This window comes from Streptomyces sp. NPDC007896, assembly GCF_042959425.1.
GTDB lineage: Bacteria > Actinomycetota > Actinomycetes > Streptomycetales > Streptomycetaceae > Streptomyces.
In genome coordinates this window covers 175362-196244 of sequence record NZ_JBIBKX010000008.1, presented here as the reverse complement: position 1 = coordinate 196244, position 20883 = coordinate 175362, and the positions used below count along the sequence as shown (strand labels likewise).

The following is a 20883-nucleotide window of genomic DNA, read 5'->3' as shown; positions in this document are numbered from 1 at the left end:
TCCGGGGCCGACAGGCGGGCTGAGTGTGCCGGGCACGGCGAGCGGACCGGTCCCGAGCATGACGTCCCGCTCGGTGAACCGGGCCGTATCCGCATAGTGCGGCGCCTGCCACTCGGCTCCGCCGTGCGGGTCGGGCCGCAGTCCGTGCAACAGGCCGTCACCGCCGACCGACGTGACCACGGTGAAGCCGCTGTCCGCGCAGCCATCGCGCCGAGACTGGCCAACCGTCCGAGTCCTGAGCGGGCACAGTACCTGCTCAGCCCGATCCACTTTTCGGTGGAAAACACGCAGCGGGAAACCGGGCAGTCGGCGGCTGCGACTGATCACGAACTGAATCCAAAGCAACGGTTGCCCGACTCTGGCTCGATGCTGGCCATTTTGTGCCCCCGGACTTGCCGACGCCTTGACGATCCGTTTCCTGCATGTTCAACCAGCCGCCTGTGCCTGCGTTGTGTGCCGTCCCTAAGGTCCCTGAGTGTTTCGGAAGAAGGGGCTCATGGACACACCACTCGCAGTCCAGGCTCGCGGGATCACCAAGTGTTTCGGCGACGTCGTGGCACTCGACGGCGTCGATCTGGAGGTGGCGCAGGGGCAGATCCACGGCCTGGTCGGACCGAACGGCGCCGGCAAGACGACGCTGCTCGGTCTCCTGCTGGGCCTGGCCGTCGCCGACAGCGGCCGCCTCGAGATCCTGGGCACGCCGCTCAGGCGTGCGCTCGCCGCTCCCGACGGTGTCGCCGGCTTCGTGGACGGGCCCGGCCTCTACCCCTCGCTCACCGCCCGGCAGAACCTTGCCGCGCTGGCCGCTCTGCGAGGCCGCGACGCACGTACCGCGGGGGTCGACGACGTGCTCGACCAGGTCGGGCTCACCGATGTCGCCGACGATCAGGCCCGCGGCTTCTCCCTCGGCATGCGTCAACGGCTCGGCCTCGCCGCCGCCCTGCTCACCAAGCCCCGGCTGCTCGTGCTCGACGAACCGTCCAACGGCCTCGACCCGGCCGGCAAAAGACACGTACACGGTGTCCTCACCCGGCTCGCGGCGGACGGAACCAGCGTCGTGCTCTCCAGCCACCGCATGGACGACCTCCAGGCACTGTGCTCCGAGGCCACCATCGTCGCCACCGGACGGGTCGTCTTCACCGGCCCGCTGAGCAAGCTGGCCGCCGAGAACCGTGAACTCGACTACCGGCTGCTCACCTCCGACCCGCGGGCCGCCCGCCAACTGGCCCTCGACACGGCCGGAATCCGCGTCGTCGACGACACCGGGGCACGGCACGACGCCGAGGTGCTCGTCGTACGCGCGCCGGTGCCCGCCCTCGACGAACTGGTGGTGCGGATCGTGCAGGCGGGCATCGCGTTGCGCGAGCTCGCCCCCCTGGTGTCGCCGCTCGAAGCCGCGTTCCTCGCCCTCACCGAGCAGAAGGAGAACGGCCGGTGACCGCGACCATCGCCGACGACAACGTTGCCGCAACCCGCCGTGTCTCCGTTCCGCGCGCCTACCGCTTCGAGCTGGTCAAGCTGGTCTCGCAATGGCGGATCCGCCTGCTGGTCCTCGCCTGCTGGATCGCGCCGGCGCTCTTCGTCGCCGCGGTGAGTCAGCAGAGCACGCTCCCCTCCGACACCCTCTTCGGCCGCTGGATGCACGCCACCGGGTGGGCCGGAGCGCTGGTGATGCTCGGGTTCGCGGGCACCTGGGCACTTCCGCTGCTGACCTCGGTGGTCGCCGGCGACGTGTTCGCCTCCGAGGACCGGCTCGGCACCTGGCGCCACCTGCTCGTGGCGGTCCGCTCTCCTAGGCGGATCTTCGCCGCGAAGGCACTGGCCAGTCTCACCGTCATCCTGCTGCTTGTGGCCGGGCTGGCCTGTTCCAGCACGGCCGGCGGGATCGTCGCGGTCGGCAACCAGCCGCTGGCAGGCCTCGACGGCCACCTGCTGACGCCGGCGGACGCCGCCGGCAAGGTCCTGCTCGCCTGGGTCTGCGTCCTCGCCCCGACCCTGGCCCTCGCCGCGATCGGACTGCTCGGGTCCGTCACGCTGGGGCGGTCCCCGATGGGTCTGCTGCTGCCCGCGCTCGTCGCGCTCGCGATGCAGCTCGCCCAGATGATGCCGCTGCCCGTCGCCGTGCGCCTAGCCCTGCCCAGCTACGCCTTCATCGCCTGGAACGGTCTGTTCACCAGCCCCACGCAGCTCGGCCCGCTCCTGATCGGCATCGTGGTCAGCCTGCTGTGGGCGGTGACCGCAAGTGTGCTGGCCTACGTGCTTTTCCTGCGGCGCGACTTCACCAACCCGACCTACGACGGTTCGGGGCGCCGCGCGGTCACCGCCGGAGTCCTGCCGCTCGTCGGGCTGGTCGCCGTCACGGTCGCGGTGCTCGCCTCGGCGACCGGGGCCACGGGCTCCGGGATCGAGCAGGACAAAGTGCAGCGCTCGGTCGCCACGGCGTTCGCCCACCTCTATCGCCTGCAAACCGAGCAACTCAACCGTCCCGCCGTCACAGAAGCGCAGTTGAAGGCCACGGCGACGTGCGACAAGGGCAGCGTCAAGGTCGCCGCCGAGGGGCCGGGCAACGACTGGCGCTGCGTCGTGTCCTGGCATCTCCCTGGCATCGACGTCGTGGGGACGGCGATCTACCAGCTCGACCTCACACCTGACGGTCGTTTCATGGCCGACGGCGACGGACCGAAGGAAGTGAACGGCTACTTCCTGGTCCGCACCCCGACCGGGGACGCACCCAACCCGCTTTGGCAGTTCGACGGCAATGTCGACCTGCTCGCCACCCCGAAGGGATAACTCCATGCAGGTAGCACGGCAGCGTCGGAGCAACGAGAAGGAACAGATCAACCTTTTGGGCAGACGCGTCGGCCGCCGGAGCACTCTGGTGGCGGCGGGCATCGCTGTGGCCCTCGCCGTCACCGGCACCGCTGTTGCCTCGACGAGCCAGTTCGGCACCCAGCAGGTCGCCCAGGTCACCGCCAACGGCCAGGTCATCTCGAGCGACCAGTACATCGCCCCGTACGGCAGCCGCACCGTCATCAACAACGGCAAAATCATGTCGTCCTCGGTCAGCCCGGACGGGAGCCATCTCGCGGCCTCGATCGCCGACGGTGATGCGTCGCTGGTCGTCATGGACCTCGAGACCGGGCAGGTGAAGCAGCGCGTCGGCACCGCCTCAACGGACGACCTGCGCATCACGAGCGGCGCCGTCGGACAGGAGGGCCCGACGTACTCGCCCGACGGTTCGCAGCTGTGGTTGGGCCAGAGCGACGGCTACACCAGGTTCACCGTGAACTCGGACGGCACCCTCGCCAACCCGACGACCATCTCGATCCCGGCCGACGGCTCCAAGCACGCACTGGTGGGTGCTGCGGTGTTCTCGGCCGACGGCTCCACCGTGTACTCAGCGGTCAACGGCCAGAACCGGGTGGCCGCCATCGACGCGGCGACCGGGACCATCAAGCAGAGCTGGGCCGTTGGCAACGCACCCCGCGGCATCGCCGTGGTCGGCAACAAGCTCTACGTCAGCAACGAGGGCGGGCGTTTGGCCAAGCCCGGCGACACCACGATCAACTCCTACGGCACCCAGGTTCCGGCCAACCCGGAGACCGGTGCCACCACCACCGGCACGGTCAGTGTCATCGACCTGGCGGACCCGACCGCAGCCGTCGGGAGCATCGACGTCGGTCTGCACCCGACGGCCCTGTACGCCAAGAACGGAGCGGTGTTCGTCACCAACACCGCCGACAACAATGTGTCGGTCATCGACACCCGCAAGAACAAGGTCGTGCAGACCATCGCCACCCAGCCGTGGCCGGAGGCGTCGGTGGGCTACGAGCCCAACGCGGTGACGCTCACCGACGACGGCCGTCTGCTGGTGACGCTCGGCCGCGCCAACGCCGTCGCCGTCTACCGGTACAAGTCCCCGCAGGAGCCGGCCAGTTACGTCGGCCTGCTCCCGACTGACTACTTCCCCGCGGAGATCACCACCGTGGGCAAGAAGGTGGTCGTATCCAACACCCGTGGTATCGACGCCCGCCGCCCCACCGGCAAGGCCGGGCACGGCACCCACGACACGACATCGAGCCTGACGCAGTTCACGCTGCCGGACGACAGCGTCATCAGGTCCCAGACGGGCAAGGTCTTCAAACAGAACGGCTGGACGCGCGGCTCGGTCTCGCTGGCCCATGGCAAGGGCAACCAGAAGCAGGTGCCGGTCCCGGCGCGGCTCGGCGCTCCCTCGACGATCAAGCACGTCTTCATGATCGTCAAGGAGAACCGGACCTACGACCAGGTCTTCGGTGACATGCCGCAGGGCAACGGCGACCCGTCGGCGACGCAGTTCGGCGAGAACGTGACGCCGAACCAGCACGCGCTGGCTTCGCAGTTCGGGCTGTACGACAACACGTACGACATCGGTACGAACTCCGCCGAGGGCCACAACTGGCTGATGCAGGCCGACGACCCGGAGTACACCGAGTCCTCGGCCGGTGAGTACACGCGCAGCTACGACACCGAGGACGACGCTCTCGGCCACCAGAAGTCCGGCTTCATCTGGACCGGTGCGCAGGCGGCTGGGAAGTCCGTCAAGGACTTCGGCGAGTTCCAGTCGTTCGAGAGCAAGCCGGCCGGCGCGTCCTGGCAGAACCTGTACTGCGACACCAAGAACATGGAGGCGACCGGGCAGGACACCGCCTACCCCATTCAAACGGGCTCGGCGATCCCGTCGCTCAACAAGGTGTCGGTGCCCGGCTTCCCGCTGTTCGACACCAGCATCCCGGACATCTACAAGGAGCAGATCTGGAAGCAGGACTTCGAGAAGAACGGTCCGGCGAACCTGAACATGTTCTGGCTCTCCAACGACCACACCGGTGGTCCGGCGAACGCGGCCGCTCAGGTCGCGGACAACGACCTCGCCGTCGGCCGGATGGTCGACGAGATCTCGCACAGCAAGTACTGGAAGGACTCGGCGATCTTCGTCGTCGAGGACGACTCCCAGGCCGGCCTCGACCACGTCGACGGCCACCGTGCCCCGATCCAGATCATCAGCCCTTGGGCTCAGCACGGCACCGTCGACAGCCACTACTACTCGCAGATCACGATGATCCGGACCATCGAGCAGATCCTCGGGATCCACCCGATGAACCAGAAGGACAGCGCGGCCAGCCCGATGCGCGGCGCGTTCACCCAGCACGCCGACTTCACGCCGTTCAAGGCGCTGCCCAACCGGACCTCGCTGACCGACGGCCTGAAGACCCCGCCCGCCTGCGGCGTGGACACCCCGGCACCGCAGGACCCCAGTGCAGCGGCCGTGCCCTCGGCAAAGGTGCCGGCGGGCAAGCAGGCACTCGCGGCGAAGTGGGAGGAATGGAAGACGCACCAGCGGCTGACCGGGCCGGGTGCCATTCCTGACTTCGCGAACCCCGCACAGATGAACCACTTCACGTGGTACCAGACACACGGGTGGACGAAGCCCTACCCCGGCGAGGACAAGATCTTCGCGCCCAAGGACGTCCCGGGCGCCTACATCCCCTCCTCGGAGTCCGACGGCTGACGCAGGCTCATCGCGTCAAGGGGCTCCTGGCCGGCGTCACCGCCGACCAGGAGCCCCTTCTGTCCCCACGCAGGCCGAGTTCGCGCTCCTTGTGGTCGAAGTCCGCCGGGGCCGAAGTCCCGGCACCGCAGGGAGGCAAGAGGGCATTGCCCTCCGCCGCCCGGTTCCAGGGCACTGAAACCATCGTGAAACCGCGCTGAATGCGCCCTGCCGCAACCTCCTCGGCATGACGACAACGACAACGCACTCACTCGCCATCGCGGCCAAGGGGCTGCGCAAGGCCTACGGGGACAAGGTCGTGCTCGACGGCATCGACCTGGCGGTGCCGACCGGCACCGTCTTCTCCCTGCTCGGCCCGAACGGCGCCGGCAAGACCACCGCTGTGAAGATCCTCTCCACCCTCATCACCGCCGACGCCGGTGAGCTGCGGGTCGGCGGTCACGACCTCGCCGTCGACCCGCAGGCCGTGCGGGCCGCGATCGGCGTCACCGGGCAGTTCTCCGCCGTCGACGGCCTGATCACCGGCGAGGAGAACATGCTCCTCATGGCGGACCTGCACCACCTGTCCAAGCAGGAGGGGCGCCGCACCGCCGCCGAACTCCTTGAGCGCTTCGACCTCACCGAGGCCGCGAAGAAGCCCGCCTCCACCTACTCCGGCGGCATGAAGCGCCGCCTCGACCTCGCCATGACGCTGGTCGGCGACCCGCGGATCATCTTCCTCGACGAGCCGACCACCGGCCTCGACCCGCGCAGCCGCCACAACATGTGGCAGATCATCCGCGAGCTGGTCTCCGACGGCGTCACCGTCTTCCTCACCACCCAGTACCTGGACGAGGCCGACGAACTCGCCGACCGCATCGCGGTGTTGAACGACGGCAAGATCGCCGCCGAAGGCAGCGCCGACGAGCTGAAGCGGCTCATCCCCGGCGGCCACGTCCGGCTCCGCTTCACCGACCCCGCCGCCTACCAGTCCGCCGCCGTCGCCCTGCGCGAGGTCACCCGCGACGACGAGGCACTGGCGCTGCAGATCCCCAGCGACGGCAGCCAGCGCGAACTGCGCGCCATCCTCGACTGGCTCGACTCCACCGGCATCGAGGCGGACGAGCTGACCGTGCACACCCCCGACCTCGACGACGTGTTCTTCGCCCTGACCGGTCCCACCACCATCCCCACCCAGCCCACCCAGCCGAACCAGTCCAAGGAGAACGTCCGATGAGCGCCCTCTCCCTCGCCGTCCGCGACTCGAACACCATGCTGCGCCGCAACCTCCTGCACGCGCGCCGCTACCCGTCTCTCACCCTGAACCTGCTGCTCACCCCGATCATGCTGCTGCTGCTCTTCGTCTACATCTTCGGCGACGTGATGAGCACGGGCATCGGCGGCGCCGACCGATCCGACTACATCGCCTATATCGTCCCGGGCATCCTGATGATGACCATCGGCGGCACCGTCATCGGGACCGCGGTGTCCGTCGCCACCGACATGAACGAGGGCATCATCGCCCGCTTCCGCACGATGGCGATCCACCGCGGGTCCGTGCTCGTCGGGCACGTCGTCGGCAGCGTGCTGCAGTGCATCGCCAGCGTGGTCCTCGTCGGCGCCGTCGCCGTCGCCATCGGCTTCCGGTCCACGGGCGCAACCGCCCTGGAATGGCTGGCGGCGTTCGGCCTGCTCGCGCTGTTCGCCCTGGCACTCACCTGGATCGCCGTCGGGATGGGCATGGCCAGCCCGAACGCCGAGGCGGCCAGCAACAGCGCACAGCCGCTGATCCTCCTCCCGCTCATCTCCAGCGCCTTCATCCCGGCCGACACGATGCCGGGCTGGTTCCAGCCGATCGCCGAGTACCAGCCGTTCACGCCGGCCATCGAGACCCTGCGCGGCCTGCTGCTCGGCACCGGGATCGGCAACAACTGGTGGATCGCGATCGCCTGGTGCGTCGGCCTGACCGTGCTCGGCTACCGCTGGTCGACGGCGTCCTTCAACCGCGACCCGAAGTAGCCGCCATGACAGCGCGGGCCGCCTCCCGCAACTCGTCCCGCTCCAGGGCGGCGTACTCCGACACCGCGTCGGCGTACGCCGCCGTGTCGGCGTCTTCCGCCGCCTTCCGGGCGCGGTCCGCCGACATCGTCGGCTGGAACTCGCGCATCACCCCCAGCCGTTCGGCCAGCGCGATCATCCGTACGGCACTCGTGTCGCGGGACGCGAGCCCCGCCATGCCAAGGGCGTGCAACACCGTGCCGAACAAGGGGAGTTCGGAGGGCGAGCCGACCGGATCGCACAGCAGCGTCCGCAGCCGCTGCCGCAGCCGGTCGACCACGTGCGCGACCAGCCCGAGCCGGCCGGCGTGCGCGTGCGCCGTCACCGCCACCGACTGGATCAGGAACGCCCACGGGTCGAGCCGGGAGTCGCCGCCGCGCAGCGAGCCGGCCGCGAGCATCCGCTCCACAGCACTGCGCCACAGGCCGAGCCCGACCTCCGTCAGCCCGCGGGCGAGCGCGATCTCGGCGCGCCCGCCGAGGTCGGGCCGGTAGAAGTCGTCCTCCTGCGGGGTGTTGTCGCTCTCCGCCTGCCGCAACCAGTCCTCGGCCTCGTCGGTCTCGCCGCGCTGCAGACAGGAGAGAACCAGGAGCGAGCGGATGCTGATGTAGTCGTGCCCGTCCCCGAGCCGCGGCAGCACCTTGAGCGCTGCCTGGAGATGCTCGTACGCCTCCTCGCCCCGCCCCGTGCGCAGGCACAGCTCGCTCAGCCGGGAATGCACCATCAGCTGCACGGACGGATTGTCGACCGCCGCCAGTCCGGCGACCGCCCGCCGTGCCGAGACGAGCGCGCGGTCGATGTCGTGCTCGAACTCCCAGACGTAGCAGGCGACGCACTCGGCGATGCCGGAGAGCAACGGCTGTGCGCTGCCGCCCTCGCTCTCGCCCTCGCAGAGCCTCCGCAGCACGTCGTAGCCGGGAGGCCGTATCTCGGGGACCGCGCTCAGCACGATCGCGGTGGCGCGCATCAGTGTGTCCGGCGGGGCCGGGGGCAGCCGCCGCAGAGTGACCAGCTGGCGTATGGCGCGCGGGCCGGGGCCCATGAACACGGTCGCCGTGCCCAACACCGCGGCGGTGCGCGCGACTTCGACGTATTCGGGCTCGGGGTGGTAGTGCGACAGCGGCGGGCCGGTGTCCGCGGTGAGGGCGGCGAGGCGGGGAAAGTTGGTGCCGGTGGACCACAGACTGGCGAGGACGGCGGTGAGGGCGGCGGTGGCGGGGTTGTCCGTACGGGCCAGGGCGTGCCGCAGGGCCAGCACGAGGTTGTCCTGCTCGGCCTTGATCCGCTCCCAGGCGGCCTGCGCATCCGAGCCGAAGAGCGCGTCGTGGTACGCGACCCCGAAGTCCCGCGCCCAGGCGAGGAACCGGCCGACGGCCTCCTCGTCCTCGCCCGCCTCCACACGCCGGGCCGCGCTGAACTCCCGTACGGTCTCCAACATCCGGAACCGTACGCCGGCCGGGGTGTCGGCGACGGTGAGCAGCGACTGATCGGCCAGCTGCTCAAGGAGGAACAGCGCATCCTCGCCGAGGACCTGCTCCGCCGCTTCGCCCAGGAAGCCACCGGGGAAGACGGACAGTGTGCGCAGCGCCGCCCGGGCGTCCTCCGTGAGCAGGTTCCAGCTCCACTCCACGACCGCGTGCAGCGTGCGGTGGCGCTCCGGCACGCCCCGCACCCCGCCGCGCAGCAGCGCGAACCGGTCGCCGAGGCGGCGGGCGATCTCCGGTACCGAAAGGACCCGCACTCGCGCCGCGGCCAGCTCCACGGCGAGCGGCAGCCCGTCGAGGTGGCGGCACAGCTCGGCCACCGCGTCCGGCGGCAGTCCCACGCCGGGCCGGGCGGCCCGGGCCCGCTGCGTGAACAGCTCGATGGAGATGTCGAGACCGAGTTCCGGCAGCGCGTACACCGCCTCCGATGTGACGCCCAGCGGGGCCCGGCTGGTGGCGAGCACCCGCAGGTCCTTCGAGGACGAGACCAGGGCCTGTACGAGGTCGGCGGCGCCCCGGACGACCTGCTCGCAGTTGTCCAGCACCACCAGCGCGGACCCGGAGCCGAGCACGCCCAGGATGCCGGACACCGGGTCGGCCGAGCTGGGGCCGCTCATGGCGCCGACGCCGAGCGCGGAGGCGACTTCCGCGGCCACGTCCTCGTCCGCGGTGACGCCGGCGAGCGGCACGAAATACACCACGCGCTGCTCGGCCCGGCGGCTGACGGCGTGCGCGAGCCGGGTCTTGCCGAGGCCGCCGGGGCCGACGACGGTGACGGTGCGGGAGACACGCAGCAGCCGCTCCACCGCCGCGATGTCCTCGTCCCGGCCGAGCAGCGGGTTCGGCTCGTGCGGCACACCGTGCCTGACCACAGGCGCCTCGCCGCGCAACAACTCCTGCTGTACGGCCTTGAGCCCGGCGCCCGGATCCGTGCCGAGCGTCTCGCGCAGCTCACGGCGGTACGCCTCGTACCGCATCAGCGCGGCGGACGGGCCCGCCGTCGCCGCCTCACCGCGCAGCAGCTCGGCGAGCACCTCCTCGTCGCGCGGATGCTCCGAGGCCGCCACGGCCAGCGGCCCGGCCGCCTCCGCATGCCGCCCCAGCCGGGCGAGCGCGAGCGCCCGCGCGCGTACGAGCGTGCCGCGGACGGGGGCGCGCTCGGTGCGCAAGGCGGCCACGGGGTCGTCGGCGCTGCCGGCCCCGTCAGGAGTGCCCTCCCACAGCGCGAGCCCGGCCTCGGCCGCGGCCAGCGATCCCGCGTGGTCCCCGACCCTGGCCCGGTCCGCCCCGGCGGCGGCGTGCAGGAGCAGGGCGGAGCTGTCGACCTGGTCCTCGGCGAGGCTGAGCCGGTATCCGGTCGGCGTGCTCGCGAGGACGTCGGCGCCCAGCTGCGCCCGCGCCCTGGACACGAGGACCTGCACCGCCTTTCCCGGCCGCTCCGGCAGTTCGTCCGGCCACAGCCCTGCCACCAGCCGCTCCATGCTGCAGCCCGTGCGCAAGTCGCCCGCGAGCAGCGCGAGGAGGCCGCGGAGCCGGGGCGCGGTGATCTCCTGTCCGCGATAGGCGACACGTGGCAGCAGGGTCAGGTCGGTGGTCACCCGTGCAGATTAGCCAAGGCGTCGGCTGCCGTAACTCCCGCCGCAGGCCGAACTCCCACCGCCCGGTCAGCCCCGCCCCACGCGCGCCCGGCTCTGGCCTCGGCCAAGGGAGCTCCGGCCGCGCAGGGCGGTGCGGGGCAGCGGGCGAGGGTGACGGCGATGGGCTGGTCGGGGCGGCCGCTGAGGGCCATGACAGCGGGCCTGCCGGCAGGGGGGCGGACGTCAGGACGGCCGGCTCTCGGGCCGTCGACGGGACTCCGGTTGCAGCGCCGGGTACGGGAGGAAGTGGTCGACCCCTGGCATGTCGCTACCCGGGGGAACGACCTTGTCGACGGCGTCGAGTACGTCCGTGTCGAGGCGGACGTCCGCCGCGGACAGAGCGTCCTCCAGGTGCTGCATGGTGCGGGGCCCGATGATGGTCGAGGTGATCGCGGGGTGGCTGCCGACGAACGCCAGAGCCAGCTCGGTCAGCGACAGGCCCGCCTGCCCGGCGATCTCGCGCAGGGCGTCCAGAGCGTCGAATCGGGCGGGCGAGGCAAGGTCGTCGGCGTGGCTGACGCTCCCTTGCATGAAGCGGCCGCCCGGGTCGAACCGCGAACCCGCCGACGGCTGTTCGCCGCGCCGGTACTTGCCGGTCAGCCAGCCGCCCGCGAGCGGGCTCCACGAGATCACCGCCATCCGATGCCGTTGACAGGCCGGCAGCACCGACTGCTCCACCGACCGCGCGAAGACCGAATACTGCGGCTGCTCACACACGAACCGCCCGCTCCCGCTCCGCGAGGCGGCCCACTGGGCCTCGACGATCCATTCCGCCGGGAATGACGACGACCCCAGGTAGAGCACCTTGCCCTGGCGCACGAGGTCGGTCAGCGCGCCGAGGGTCTCCTCCAGGTCGGTGTCCCAGTCGGGCTTGTGCACCTGGTACAGGTCGATGTGGTCGGTACCGAGCCGGCGGAGGCTGTCCTCGACCGCCCGCACGATCCAACGCCGGGAGCCGCCCCGCATGTTGCGGTCCTCGCCCATCGGATAGAAGCACTTGGTCGCGATCAGCACCTCGTCACGACGTGATTTCACCGCCTGACCGACAATGCGTTCGCTCTCGCCGCGGGAGTACACGTCGGCCGTGTCGATGAAGTTGATCCCTGCGTCCAGGGCCCGGTTGATGATCCGTGCACAGTCGTCGTGGTCGGGATTCCCGAACGTGCCGAACATCATCGCGCCGAGACACTGGCTGCTCACCTCGACACCGGTCGTACCGAGCTTGCGATAGTCCACGCGATTCCTTCCGTTCAGGCACACACCCAGCAAGGGCGCCCCGGCCAGATGCCGTCGCCGTGCGCTCCACCCCGTCTGCGAAATGCTGTTCTACCTATACCAGAATGTCATTCTCATCAACCAGTGTGTCTACGACCCGTCTCCGTCGTCGGGAGACGCACCCGGCGGCGGTCGGTGCGTCGGACGAGGGAATCGTGTTCGCGGCGGATGGCGAGGTGAGCGTCGGGGCGGACTTCCGGGCGCTGGAGGCTGCCTGGATGGAGGGCGTTGTGGCGATGGCCCGCGCAGGCGCCAGGGTCATCGTCGATGACGTCTTCCTCGGCGGAGCGGCATCCCAGAAGCGGTGGCAGTGGGCTCTGGGTGGACTGGATGTGCTGTGGGTCGGCGTCAGGTGTGAGACGTCAGCTGATCGCAGGATCGGCTCCAGGCTCCCGACTGCCCGACCGGCAGTCGCAGGCCGCTCAAGCTGCGGCGGCGCCGGGCCGGCCTCTTCCGAGGATGCCGTACAGGTCGCCGACCGATTCCAGCCGTGGAAGAACCCGTGCGAGGCGCCGCAGAAGAAGGTCGTGGCACACCGCGGCTGCCTGCGCCAGGCGGCTCGCCCACTCGACCTGATCAAGCCTCGCCGCCGAGAAGGCTCACACCCTGCGGGACCGTCGCCCGCAGCTCCCTCACCAAGGCGCGCACGACAGCGGATCCGGCCAGTTCGGAGGTGGTGACATAGCCGACCTGGCGTGTCGGGCGCTCGGGGCCGAGATCAGTGATCCCGACCGAGTTCGGCGCTCCGACCAGGGAGAGCGCCGGCATGATCGCCATTCCGTGACCTCCGCTCACCAAGGAGAGCACCGCTCCGTCGTCCTCCGCCTCGACGGTTGCCTTCGGGATCCAGTCCTGTGCGGCCCACCAGTCGCGGGTGTACGAGCCACAGTTCTCGGCCCAGTCGACCAGCGGCAGCGAGCGCGGGGCGGCGTGACCCGTCGCGTGCACCAGGGCATACGGCTCTTCAAGGAGTCCGCTCGCGATCAGACCCGTTGGAAGCGGCACGGAGCCGCCCAGCGTGGCGATCGCTAGGTCGGCCTTCCCGTCGGCCACTTCGCCCGCAGTGCCGCGCCCCACCTCACGTACGATCCGCACCCGCGGCTCGATCCCGGGGTGCCGGGCGCGCAGCCGCTGCAGGACGGGTGGCAGCAGGTGGAGGGCCGCGCTGCGGAAAGCCGCGATCCGCAGCGGCCCCTCCGCAGCTCCGGGCCGGGCCGCGCCGCGCGCCTCGACGGTCAGGACGTCCAGTAGACGCAGGATGCGGCGGGCGTGCGCGACGGCCTTCTCTCCGGCAGGGGTGGGGCGGGCTCCGGTGCGGCCGCGTTCGAAGAGGACGGCACCGATCTTGCGCTCGCTGCCGCGAACCGAGTGGGAGACCGCGGACTGGGTCAGACCGAGTGTGTCGGCCGCGGCCGAGAAGCCGCCGGTGTCCGCGACCGCCACCAGGACGCGCAGTTCCTGCGGGGCGAGATCGGAGTCGGTCGTGCGGGCCACGGGGCGCTCACCTCAACGTATGAGAACTGCTCATGGAACGGTGTGTCGCATGAGCCCAACCGGCTGCCCAGGCGGCGCATTCCCGCCCTACGGTCCAGGCATGAACGAGACCGCGCTCACCGTGCACCAGACCGCTCGCCCCCACGGCTTTCCCACCGCCGAGCACTTCGCCTTCGTCGAGTCCACGCTCCCCGACCCCGCAGCCGGCAGCGCGCTCGTGGAAAACCTCTACTGGTCCGTCGACCCCTACCACCGCGAGATGATGGACGACGTGCCCGGCGGCTTCACGCTCGACGCACCGCTGGAGGGCCGCACCATCGGGCGGGTGATCGCCTCGCGCACGCCTCGGCTGACCGAGGGCGAGATCGTGTTCCACCGGCAGGGCTGGCGCACGCACGCGGTGGTCACACCCGAGGAGATCCGGCGGCTGCCCCGCTTCGACGGGGTGCCCCTGACCGCGTACTTGAGCACCCTCGGCGGCACCGGCCTGACCGCCTATGTGGGCCTGACCCGGATCGCCCGACTCCAGGAGGGGGAGGACCTGTTCGTGTCGGCCGCCGCGGGCGGGGTCGGCACGGCGACCGGGCGGTTCGCCAGACTGCTCGGCGCCGGACGGCTCGTGGGCAGCGCGGGCTCGGCGGCGAAGGCCGACCACCTCACACGGGAGGTGGGCTATGACGCCGTCTTCGACTACCACGACGGGCCCGCCGCCGACCTGCTCGGCAAGGCCGCGCCGGGCGGCATCGACGTGTTCGTCGACAACGTCGGCGGCGAGCAACTGGCCGCGGCGGTGGGAGCGCTGCGCGAGTTCGGGCGCATCGTCCGCGTTGGCACGATCAGCCAGTACAACACCCCCGACGCGCCGTCGCCGCGCTTCAACTACGCGGACATCGTGGAGAAGAGCCTTCGCATGGAGGGCTTCCTGGTCAGCAACTACCGCGACATGCAGGAGGAGTTGTACGAGTTCGCGGTGCCGCATCTGCAGAGCGGCCGGCTCGCTCCGGACGAGACGGTGGTTGACGGTTTCGAGCGCATCGTGGACGCGTTCCTGGGAATGCTGCGCGGCGAGAACACCGGCAAGATCATTGTGCGAGACCGCACACAAGCCCGTCCGTAAACTGCCACCCGAACTCCGGTGTCATGAGGGGGATCCGTGCCCCTCAGGTCACCGACGAACTCGGTATCGCGGAGCGGCGCCGCTTCCAGGACCTCGGCACCGCTGTGTGAAGTGCCATCTGTCTGCCATTAGCCCTGTGCCACTTTTGCGCCACCAACGACACCTAGCGTGGCTGCTGGATCAGTGTGGCGTTGGGATGGCGCGAAGTCGCGCACGCCCGAGCAGGCCGGCGAGATGGGGCAGCTCACTGAGACCGCGACCGGGAAGACGCGGTCGGTGGGTTCGAAGTGGAAGGGCGATTCGTTCTCTTCGAGCAGCTCGCGGGCAGCCGTCCCCAGGCCAAGGACGTCGCGAGGGTAGACGTCCTCTCCCGGACCCGCTTTTTCGGCGTCAGCAGACCAGGTTCATCCCATGCCGCCGGCCACCGCTCCGTCGGCAATGGCATTACTGGGCCCTCGTCCTGGCGTCGCTTCCACGCATCTGGCACCCCCACCCTCTCTGTGATCGAGAGCCTATGTGTGCTCCGATCCGGCCCCGATTCCGAGGGCCGCACTGGCGCGGTCGCCGCCTTTGGCGCGATCGGCTTGACGCCTTAGAGGCTGCGCGGGCAGGCGGCGTCGCTGGGCGGGAAGTAACACAGGGCCGGGCTCCGAGGTCATCGAGTCGTGTGCAACTCCGTGCGGGCCAAGACCCGTTCGGCCTTCACGTACGTCTCGAGGCCGTCACCGGCAGGTCGGCTTGACCTTGACGCACGGGTCAATCCTTAGCGTCGTCGGCATGGACACATCTTCGAAGAGCACAACGTTCTCCGGTCGCTCCGGCATCTCCCGTACCGGGCTGGAAGCCCGGCTGTTCGCACGGCCTGAGGGTCTGCCCGCTCCCGGGGACTTCGAGATCACCGAGGTCGCTGTTCCCAGTCCCGCATCGGGGCAGGTGCTGGTCCGCAATCTGTTCATGTCGCTCGACCCCGGCATGGTCATGCTGATTGCGGGCGAGTCCGGCCTGCCGATGCCCCGCTATGAGGTCGGCGAGGTGATGTACGGCGATGCCATCGGTGAAGTGGTCGCCTCCGCGGATTCATCGCTTGGCGAGGGCGACCTGGTGATGCACCGGCTCGGTTGGCGCGAGTATGCCGTGGCGCAGGCCGGGCTGTTCCGCCCTGTCGACCGGGACGCCTACCCGTCACCCTCCACCTACCTGGGCTTCGGACTGGTCGCCTACGTCGGGCTCATGGACGCGGCGGAACTACGGCCCGGCGACACCGTTTTCGTCTCCAGCGCGGCGGGGGCGACCGGGAGCATGGCCGGTCAGATCGCCCGGCTCAAGGGAGCGGCCCGGGTGATCGGCAGCGCCGGTTCGCGGGACAAGGTCGCCCATCTGACCGGGAGACTCGGGTTCGATGCGGCCTTCGACTATCACGACGGACCGATCGTCGACCGGCTGCGTGAGGCCGCACCCGAAGGCATCGACGTCTACTTCGACAACGTGGGTGGCGAACAGCTGCGCGCCGCGATCGAGATCATGAACCCGCATGGCCGCATCGCCGTGTGCGGAGCCCTCAGCCGGCAGAGCGAAGCCAGTCCCGGCGGCGGCCCCGGCGACCTGCTCAGTGCCCTCGGCAAGCGGCTGACCATCCGCGGCTTCTCCGTGGGCGATCACCTTGAGCGTGCTCCGGAGTTCGGCGCGCAATTCCGTACGTGGCTGCGCGAGGGCGCGATCGTCCATGACGAGACGGTGATCGATGGGCTGGCCAATGCACCGCAGGCCCTCCTCGATCTCGTGAACGGCGCTTACACCGGGAAGACGGTGGTCCGACTGGGGAGTTGACCTTGACGTACGGGTGAAGCTTTATGGTCGGACTCGGAGGTGGCTGCAATGCTGATCGGTGAACTGGCCGCGGAGGCCGGGACCACGACCCGTGCCCTGCGTTACTACGAGGAGCAGGGCCTGCTGGAGTCCGACCGTACGACGGCGGGATATCGCCTGTATGAGCCCGGTGCGGTACGCAGGGTCCGCAACATCCGTGAGCTTCTGTCCTGCGGGCTCACCGTGGAGGATGTGAAGTCCCTCCTGGCCTACCTCGACGCCGATCTACCCAAGGTGCTCTCCTACTCGCCGCTGTGCGCCGACGGCTACGGCGTCGGCGCACAGCGGGTGGCTCAGCTGGAGGAGCGAATCGCGATCCTCACCGAGCTGCGCGACAGCCTCGTCCACCGGATGCCATGGCTGGCGGCACCCGACGGCACCGCAGACGAGCAGGCCGCTTGATGGTGGAGTGCCGCGGCCGTTTCCGCCGGACGAGCAATCCGTCCAACGTGCCGCGCAAGACGGCCCGGATCTGCTGCCTGCACGAGGATCGTCCGTGCCTGTCATCCCGGCTTGGCTTGTCGAGTCGTTGTGGGTTCAGCTTTCCGCACTGCTCCCTGAGCGGCCGACGTTTGACCCTGGCCACCCGCTGGGTGTTCACCGCCGCCGTCTCAACGACCTGATCTTGGGCCTGGTATTGGAAGGTATCTCCGTCGATGGCTGCATCGCCGAAGCCCCCGGCGGAGGAATGGTTTCCGGGCCCTTTCCAGCCGATCGTGGTAGTCGGGGGGTGAAACGCTCCCTCATGGTGGACGGGTACGGCATCCCGCTCGGCCTGGTGCCGGCTGGTGCCGACCGGCACGGCTCGCCGCTGCCGGCGCCGACACTGGACACCGACGCGCTACTCCGAGCGGGCGGCTATTACTACCAACCGACCCTGCCCGCCTCCCGGCTCGGCAGCGAGGCGGCGGGCGTGGTCGAGGCCGTCGGGCCGGAGGTGACGCGGTTCGCGTCGGGTGACGCTGTGAGCGTCCTGGTGACAGGGACCGGCATGTCAGCAGATGGCATCTACGCCGACCGCGCCATCGTCCGGGAGGACGCGGTGCTGTCCCGGCCCGCAGGGATGGACGCACCAACCGGGGCCGCTGTGTGGATGTCCTATCTCACCGCCTACGGCGCGCTGATCGAGGTCGGTCGGGCCCGGCCGGGCGACCATGTACTCATCACCGCGGCGTCCAGCAGCGTGGGCACGGCCGCCATTCGGATCGCCGGTCAGATCGGGGCCATACCGATCGCCGTGACCCGCACCGAGGCCAAGGCCGAGCAGCTGGTGCGGACAGGTGCCGCCCATGTCATCGCGACCGACCACGACGACCTGGCCGACCGCGTCGAGGACATCACCGGCGGGGAGGGCGCCCGCGTCGTGTTCGACTCGATCGGCGGCCCGGGCCCGACTCAACTCGCCCAACTCGTGGCCTGTGACGGCGTGCTGATCGTGTACGGCTGGCTCGACCCCCGCCCCGCCCCGCTGCCCATGAACTGGCCGCTGAACGTCCACGGTTACGGCGTCCATCACGTCATCCAGGATCCCGACCGCACCCGCCGGGCTCATGCCTTCATCACCGCCGGCCAGCGCACCGGAGCCCTCGCGCCCGTGATCGACCGCACCTTCGACCTGTCCGCCAGCGCTGACGCCCACCGTCACATGGAGGCCAACGGTCAGGTCGGCAAGGTCATCGTCACCGTCCGGCACTGAAGCGGACGGAGCCCCTACCGGGCAGCCATCGCGAGACCGGCGAGCGCTTGCCGGCTGAGTGTTCTGTGGCCACCGCGGCCAACCAGGAGGTCCTGCCCGCGGTTGCGTGACGGCTACGCCAGATGCCCCTCACCCACTACGACATCCGGGCTGGCGCGCCACGAAAGCGTGGTCACCACCTCATAGTTGGCCTGTCCGGACGGTGCTGTGGTGCCAGGCTCGCCGCATGGCAGATGATGCAGTGGGGAACCAAGTCGCTGGTCTTCGCGCCGAGTGTGAAGAGCAGGCACGGAAGAATCGCTTCCGTCGGCGATTCTGGCGGCTTACCCATGCCGCCCTCGGGCTGCCGGCCGCTGTGCTGGCTGGTATCTCAGGCGCAACGGGGCTGTCCTCGGAGGGGGCCCGTATCCCTGCGGCGGTGCTGGCGCTCGTCAGTGCGGGACTCGGCGCTGCCATCGCGTTCCTGAAGCCGGAGGTGCATCAGCGAGCGGCACATGCACGCCGCAGGGCTTACCTCGCGTTGGAGGTCGAGGCCCGCTTCGCGCTGACACGGGCGGCGTCCAGTGGCGAGCCCGTTCCCCTGACGATCTACAGGGATCTACTGGAGCGCCGAAGGATGATCATCGCTGGCCAGGTGGACGAACTTGTGCAGTTGGTGGCCGTGGGGGGAGCAAGCCTCGAGATCGAGAGGGGTGAGGGAGGAGTCGCGTAGGGCTGAGGCGCAGCGTTGTGACTGAGCACGCTGGGCCGTGCCTCCTCGATCAGGTGACCCGTTGCCCCGGTCACGCATTCATCCCCACCTCGTAGACCACAACTACCAGGTGACCCACGCCCGTTCAGTTGGCCGCGGAGCACCGTTGTTTGCCAGTGCTCATGAGGAATGTGCTGGTCTGGTCGTGAGACCGTGCAGCCGGGTACCGGCCCTCGCCACCTGCTGGGGGCGGACCAGGTCGTCGTTGTCGACGGCACGCGGCGTGATCCGGCGGTTCGAGCTCGCCGAAGTCGGTTCAGATGACGGTCCCTGCCTTGATGACGTGGCGCAGGTGCTGTTCGGGGCGGGTGAGGACGCGGATGTCGTCGAGGGGATTGCCGTCGACGACGAGCAGGTCGGCGCAGGCTCCGACGGCCAGGGTGCCGATCTCGCCCTCCATGCGCAGCAGGCGGGCGGCCGTGGTGGTCGCGGCGCGGAGGATGTCGGCCGGGGGCTGGACCTGGGCGCGCAGGGTGAACTCTTCGAGTTGCGCGCTCTGCAGGGGGCCGAGCAGATCACTGCCGAAGACCAGGTTGACGCCTGCTCTGTGGGCGCGTTCGAGGGCGGTCAGGCCCGCTTCGTGCACCTCGGCGATCTTTCTGTATGACTGTTCGGGCATTCCCGCGTGCTTGCCGAACCGGGCCATCTGGTCGTAGGTGACGAGGGTGGGGACCAGATAGGCGTCATGTTCGAGGAGGAGGCGGATGGTGTCGTCGTCGAGGAGGTTTCCGTGCTCGACGCACCGGACGCCCGCCCGCAGGGCCCGGTTGACGCCGCGAGGGTGGTAGGCGTGCACGGTGACGTAGCGGTTGTGGTTCTCGGCCTCGGTGACGGCGGCGCGGATCTCGTCGTCGGAGTACTGGACGGCCGACACCTCGTCGTGGGGTGAGGCGACCCCGCCGCTGATGAGCATCTTCAGGTGTGCGGCGCCCTTGCGGAACTCGTCCCGCGCGGCGGTGCGTACGGCGTCGGCGCCGTCGGCGATACGGGCGAAGGAGGGGTGGCCCTGACAACAGGGCGTCGTGTCGTCGCCGAGCGGGCGGACGTCCCCGTGTCCGCCGGTCTGTGACAGGGCCTTGCCACCATGGATCAGTCGGGGGCCGAGAGCGAGACCCTCGTCGATGGCCCGGGCCATGCCGTGGTCGGCGCCGCCGACGTCGCGGACGGTGGTGAAGCCCCGGCGGAGCATGCGTTCGGCTTCTCTCAGGGCGCGGACCGTGGCGTATCCGGGGGACCAGGATTCCGATTCGGTGCGGTCGAAGGTGGTCAGGAGGATGTGGACATGGGCGTCGACGAGGCCGGGCATGACGGTCGCACCGCCGGCGGCCAGCACCGGCACGTCCTGCGGTGCCGCGGGCGGGCGTCCGGTGCCCAGGGCGGCGATGCGGCCGTCGGCGACCTCCAGCCATGAGGCGTCGGTCATCTCGCCGTTCTCGGGGTGCAGCAGACGGGCGTCGGTGATCAGCAGGCGTACGGGGTGCGGGGTGGTCATGCTCGCTTTCCTTCCGGTTGTTCCCGGCCGCGGCCGGAGGTTCGTCCGCCGGGGCCGGCTCGGATCTTCGGCGGCCGGTGCGGACGGTCGGGCTTCAGGAGGATGTGTGCAATGTTAGATGCAGGACATGCATTCGTGCAATGATTGATGCATGAAGTTCACGACGCTGTCCCTTCGCACCTCACCCGGTCGCCGTGACGAGCTGATCGCCTACTACCGGTCCGCCGGCATCCTGGGGGCTTCCGGTGCGCCGGCCGCGCAGGTTCTAGTTCCTGCGGACGACGAACCGCACACCATCGTCGTCACCGCCCTGTGGGCCGATGTCGCCGCCCGCGCCGCATGGCAGAATTCGCCCCGGCGCCGGGAGATCGCCCTGGGCATGGCGCCCTTCTTCGACTCCGCCGACGCCATCAGCACCCGCGAGTTCCACGTCGCCGAGCATTACGCGGCGCAGTGAACCCGCCCGACGCACGAAGAGACGAGGCG

At 69.9% G+C, this 20883-nt stretch carries 15 protein-coding genes and 1 pseudogene; 12 read left to right on the top strand and 4 right to left on the bottom strand.

Translation table 11 applies throughout. The annotated features are described in order from the left end of the window. Positions 1–496: 496 nt before the first annotated feature. The 5 genes from ACFZDJ_RS26140 (at position 497) to ACFZDJ_RS26120 (ending at position 7546) form a co-directional block, all read left to right on the top strand. Positions 497–1438, top strand: a complete 942-nt coding sequence (locus ACFZDJ_RS26140; protein WP_384924074.1) for an ABC transporter ATP-binding protein — start codon at positions 497–499, stop codon at positions 1436–1438. Continuing rightward, positions 1435–2790 (top strand): ABC transporter permease, encoded by a 1356-nt coding sequence (locus ACFZDJ_RS26135; protein WP_391062048.1) that lies wholly within the window; start codon positions 1435–1437, stop codon positions 2788–2790. Before ACFZDJ_RS26140 ends, ACFZDJ_RS26135 begins: the two co-directional genes overlap by 4 nt. A gap of 4 nt (positions 2791–2794) precedes the next feature. Continuing rightward, positions 2795–5548: a bifunctional YncE family protein/alkaline phosphatase family protein gene (locus ACFZDJ_RS26130; protein ID WP_391062044.1), complete on the top strand. Its 2754-nt coding sequence runs from the start codon at positions 2795–2797 to the stop codon at positions 5546–5548. Positions 5549–5774: 226 nt separating this feature from the next. Next, positions 5775–6764: an ATP-binding cassette domain-containing protein gene (locus tag ACFZDJ_RS26125; protein ID WP_391062042.1), complete on the top strand. Its 990-nt coding sequence runs from the start codon at positions 5775–5777 to the stop codon at positions 6762–6764. Continuing rightward, positions 6761–7546, top strand: coding sequence for an ABC transporter permease (locus tag ACFZDJ_RS26120; protein WP_390940371.1), 786 nt, complete (start codon positions 6761–6763; stop codon positions 7544–7546). Before ACFZDJ_RS26125 ends, ACFZDJ_RS26120 begins: the two co-directional genes overlap by 4 nt. On the opposite strand, the gene ACFZDJ_RS26115 is transcribed toward ACFZDJ_RS26120, so the two are convergent. Together ACFZDJ_RS26115 and ACFZDJ_RS26110 are read right to left on the bottom strand one after the other, a co-directional pair. Continuing rightward, on the bottom strand, positions 7527–10667 hold the full coding sequence (locus ACFZDJ_RS26115; protein WP_391062039.1) for a BTAD domain-containing putative transcriptional regulator: 3141 nt from the start codon (positions 10665–10667) through the stop codon (positions 7527–7529). The genes ACFZDJ_RS26120 and ACFZDJ_RS26115 overlap by 20 nt on opposite strands. Positions 10668–10889: 222 nt before the next feature. Beyond that, complete coding sequence (locus tag ACFZDJ_RS26110) at positions 10890–11942, bottom strand: aldo/keto reductase (protein WP_391062037.1); 1053 nt, start codon at positions 11940–11942, stop codon at positions 10890–10892. Between the two features lie 161 nt (positions 11943–12103). Here ACFZDJ_RS26110 and ACFZDJ_RS26105 point away from each other — a divergent pair. Beyond that, a pseudogene (locus tag ACFZDJ_RS26105) lies at positions 12104–12346 on the top strand (chloramphenicol phosphotransferase); the annotation flags it as partial. Positions 12347–12557: 211 nt separating this feature from the next. Here ACFZDJ_RS26105 and ACFZDJ_RS26100 read toward each other — a convergent pair. Further along, on the bottom strand, positions 12558–13475 hold the full coding sequence (locus tag ACFZDJ_RS26100; protein WP_391062035.1) for a LysR substrate-binding domain-containing protein: 918 nt from the start codon (positions 13473–13475) through the stop codon (positions 12558–12560). Between the two features lie 100 nt (positions 13476–13575). On the opposite strand from ACFZDJ_RS26100, the gene ACFZDJ_RS26095 reads away from it, so the two are divergent. From ACFZDJ_RS26095 to ACFZDJ_RS26075, 5 genes are all read left to right on the top strand, one after another. After that, positions 13576–14592: a zinc-binding dehydrogenase gene (locus ACFZDJ_RS26095; RefSeq protein WP_391062031.1), complete on the top strand. Its 1017-nt coding sequence runs from the start codon at positions 13576–13578 to the stop codon at positions 14590–14592. Positions 14593–15369: 777 nt separating this feature from the next. Continuing rightward, a complete protein-coding gene (locus ACFZDJ_RS26090) occupies positions 15370–16419 on the top strand; it encodes a zinc-binding dehydrogenase (RefSeq protein ID WP_391062028.1) in 1050 nt (349 codons plus the stop codon). 48 nt (positions 16420–16467) lie between these two features. Next, positions 16468–16860 carry a MerR family transcriptional regulator gene (locus tag ACFZDJ_RS26085; RefSeq protein ID WP_391062025.1) on the top strand — a complete coding sequence of 131 codons (393 nt, stop codon included), beginning with the start codon at positions 16468–16470 and terminating at the stop codon, positions 16858–16860. A 328-nt stretch (positions 16861–17188) separates the two neighbouring features. After that, positions 17189–18154, top strand: a complete 966-nt coding sequence (locus tag ACFZDJ_RS26080; protein ID WP_391062023.1) for a zinc-binding dehydrogenase — start codon at positions 17189–17191, stop codon at positions 18152–18154. 226 nt (positions 18155–18380) lie between these two features. Next, the gene (locus ACFZDJ_RS26075; RefSeq protein ID WP_391062021.1) at positions 18381–18866 is read left to right on the top strand and encodes a hypothetical protein; all 486 of its coding nucleotides are present in this window, start codon (positions 18381–18383) and stop codon (positions 18864–18866) included. Positions 18867–19161: 295 nt separating this feature from the next. Here the strand turns inward: ACFZDJ_RS26075 and ACFZDJ_RS26070 are convergent, their stop codons facing one another. Continuing rightward, positions 19162–20397 (bottom strand): amidohydrolase family protein, encoded by a 1236-nt coding sequence (locus tag ACFZDJ_RS26070; RefSeq protein ID WP_391062018.1) that lies wholly within the window; start codon positions 20395–20397, stop codon positions 19162–19164. A gap of 151 nt (positions 20398–20548) precedes the next feature. Here ACFZDJ_RS26070 and ACFZDJ_RS26065 point away from each other — a divergent pair, with 151 nt between their 5' ends. After that, positions 20549–20854: an antibiotic biosynthesis monooxygenase gene (locus ACFZDJ_RS26065; RefSeq protein ID WP_391062016.1), complete on the top strand. Its 306-nt coding sequence runs from the start codon at positions 20549–20551 to the stop codon at positions 20852–20854. Positions 20855–20883 lie beyond the last annotated feature (29 nt).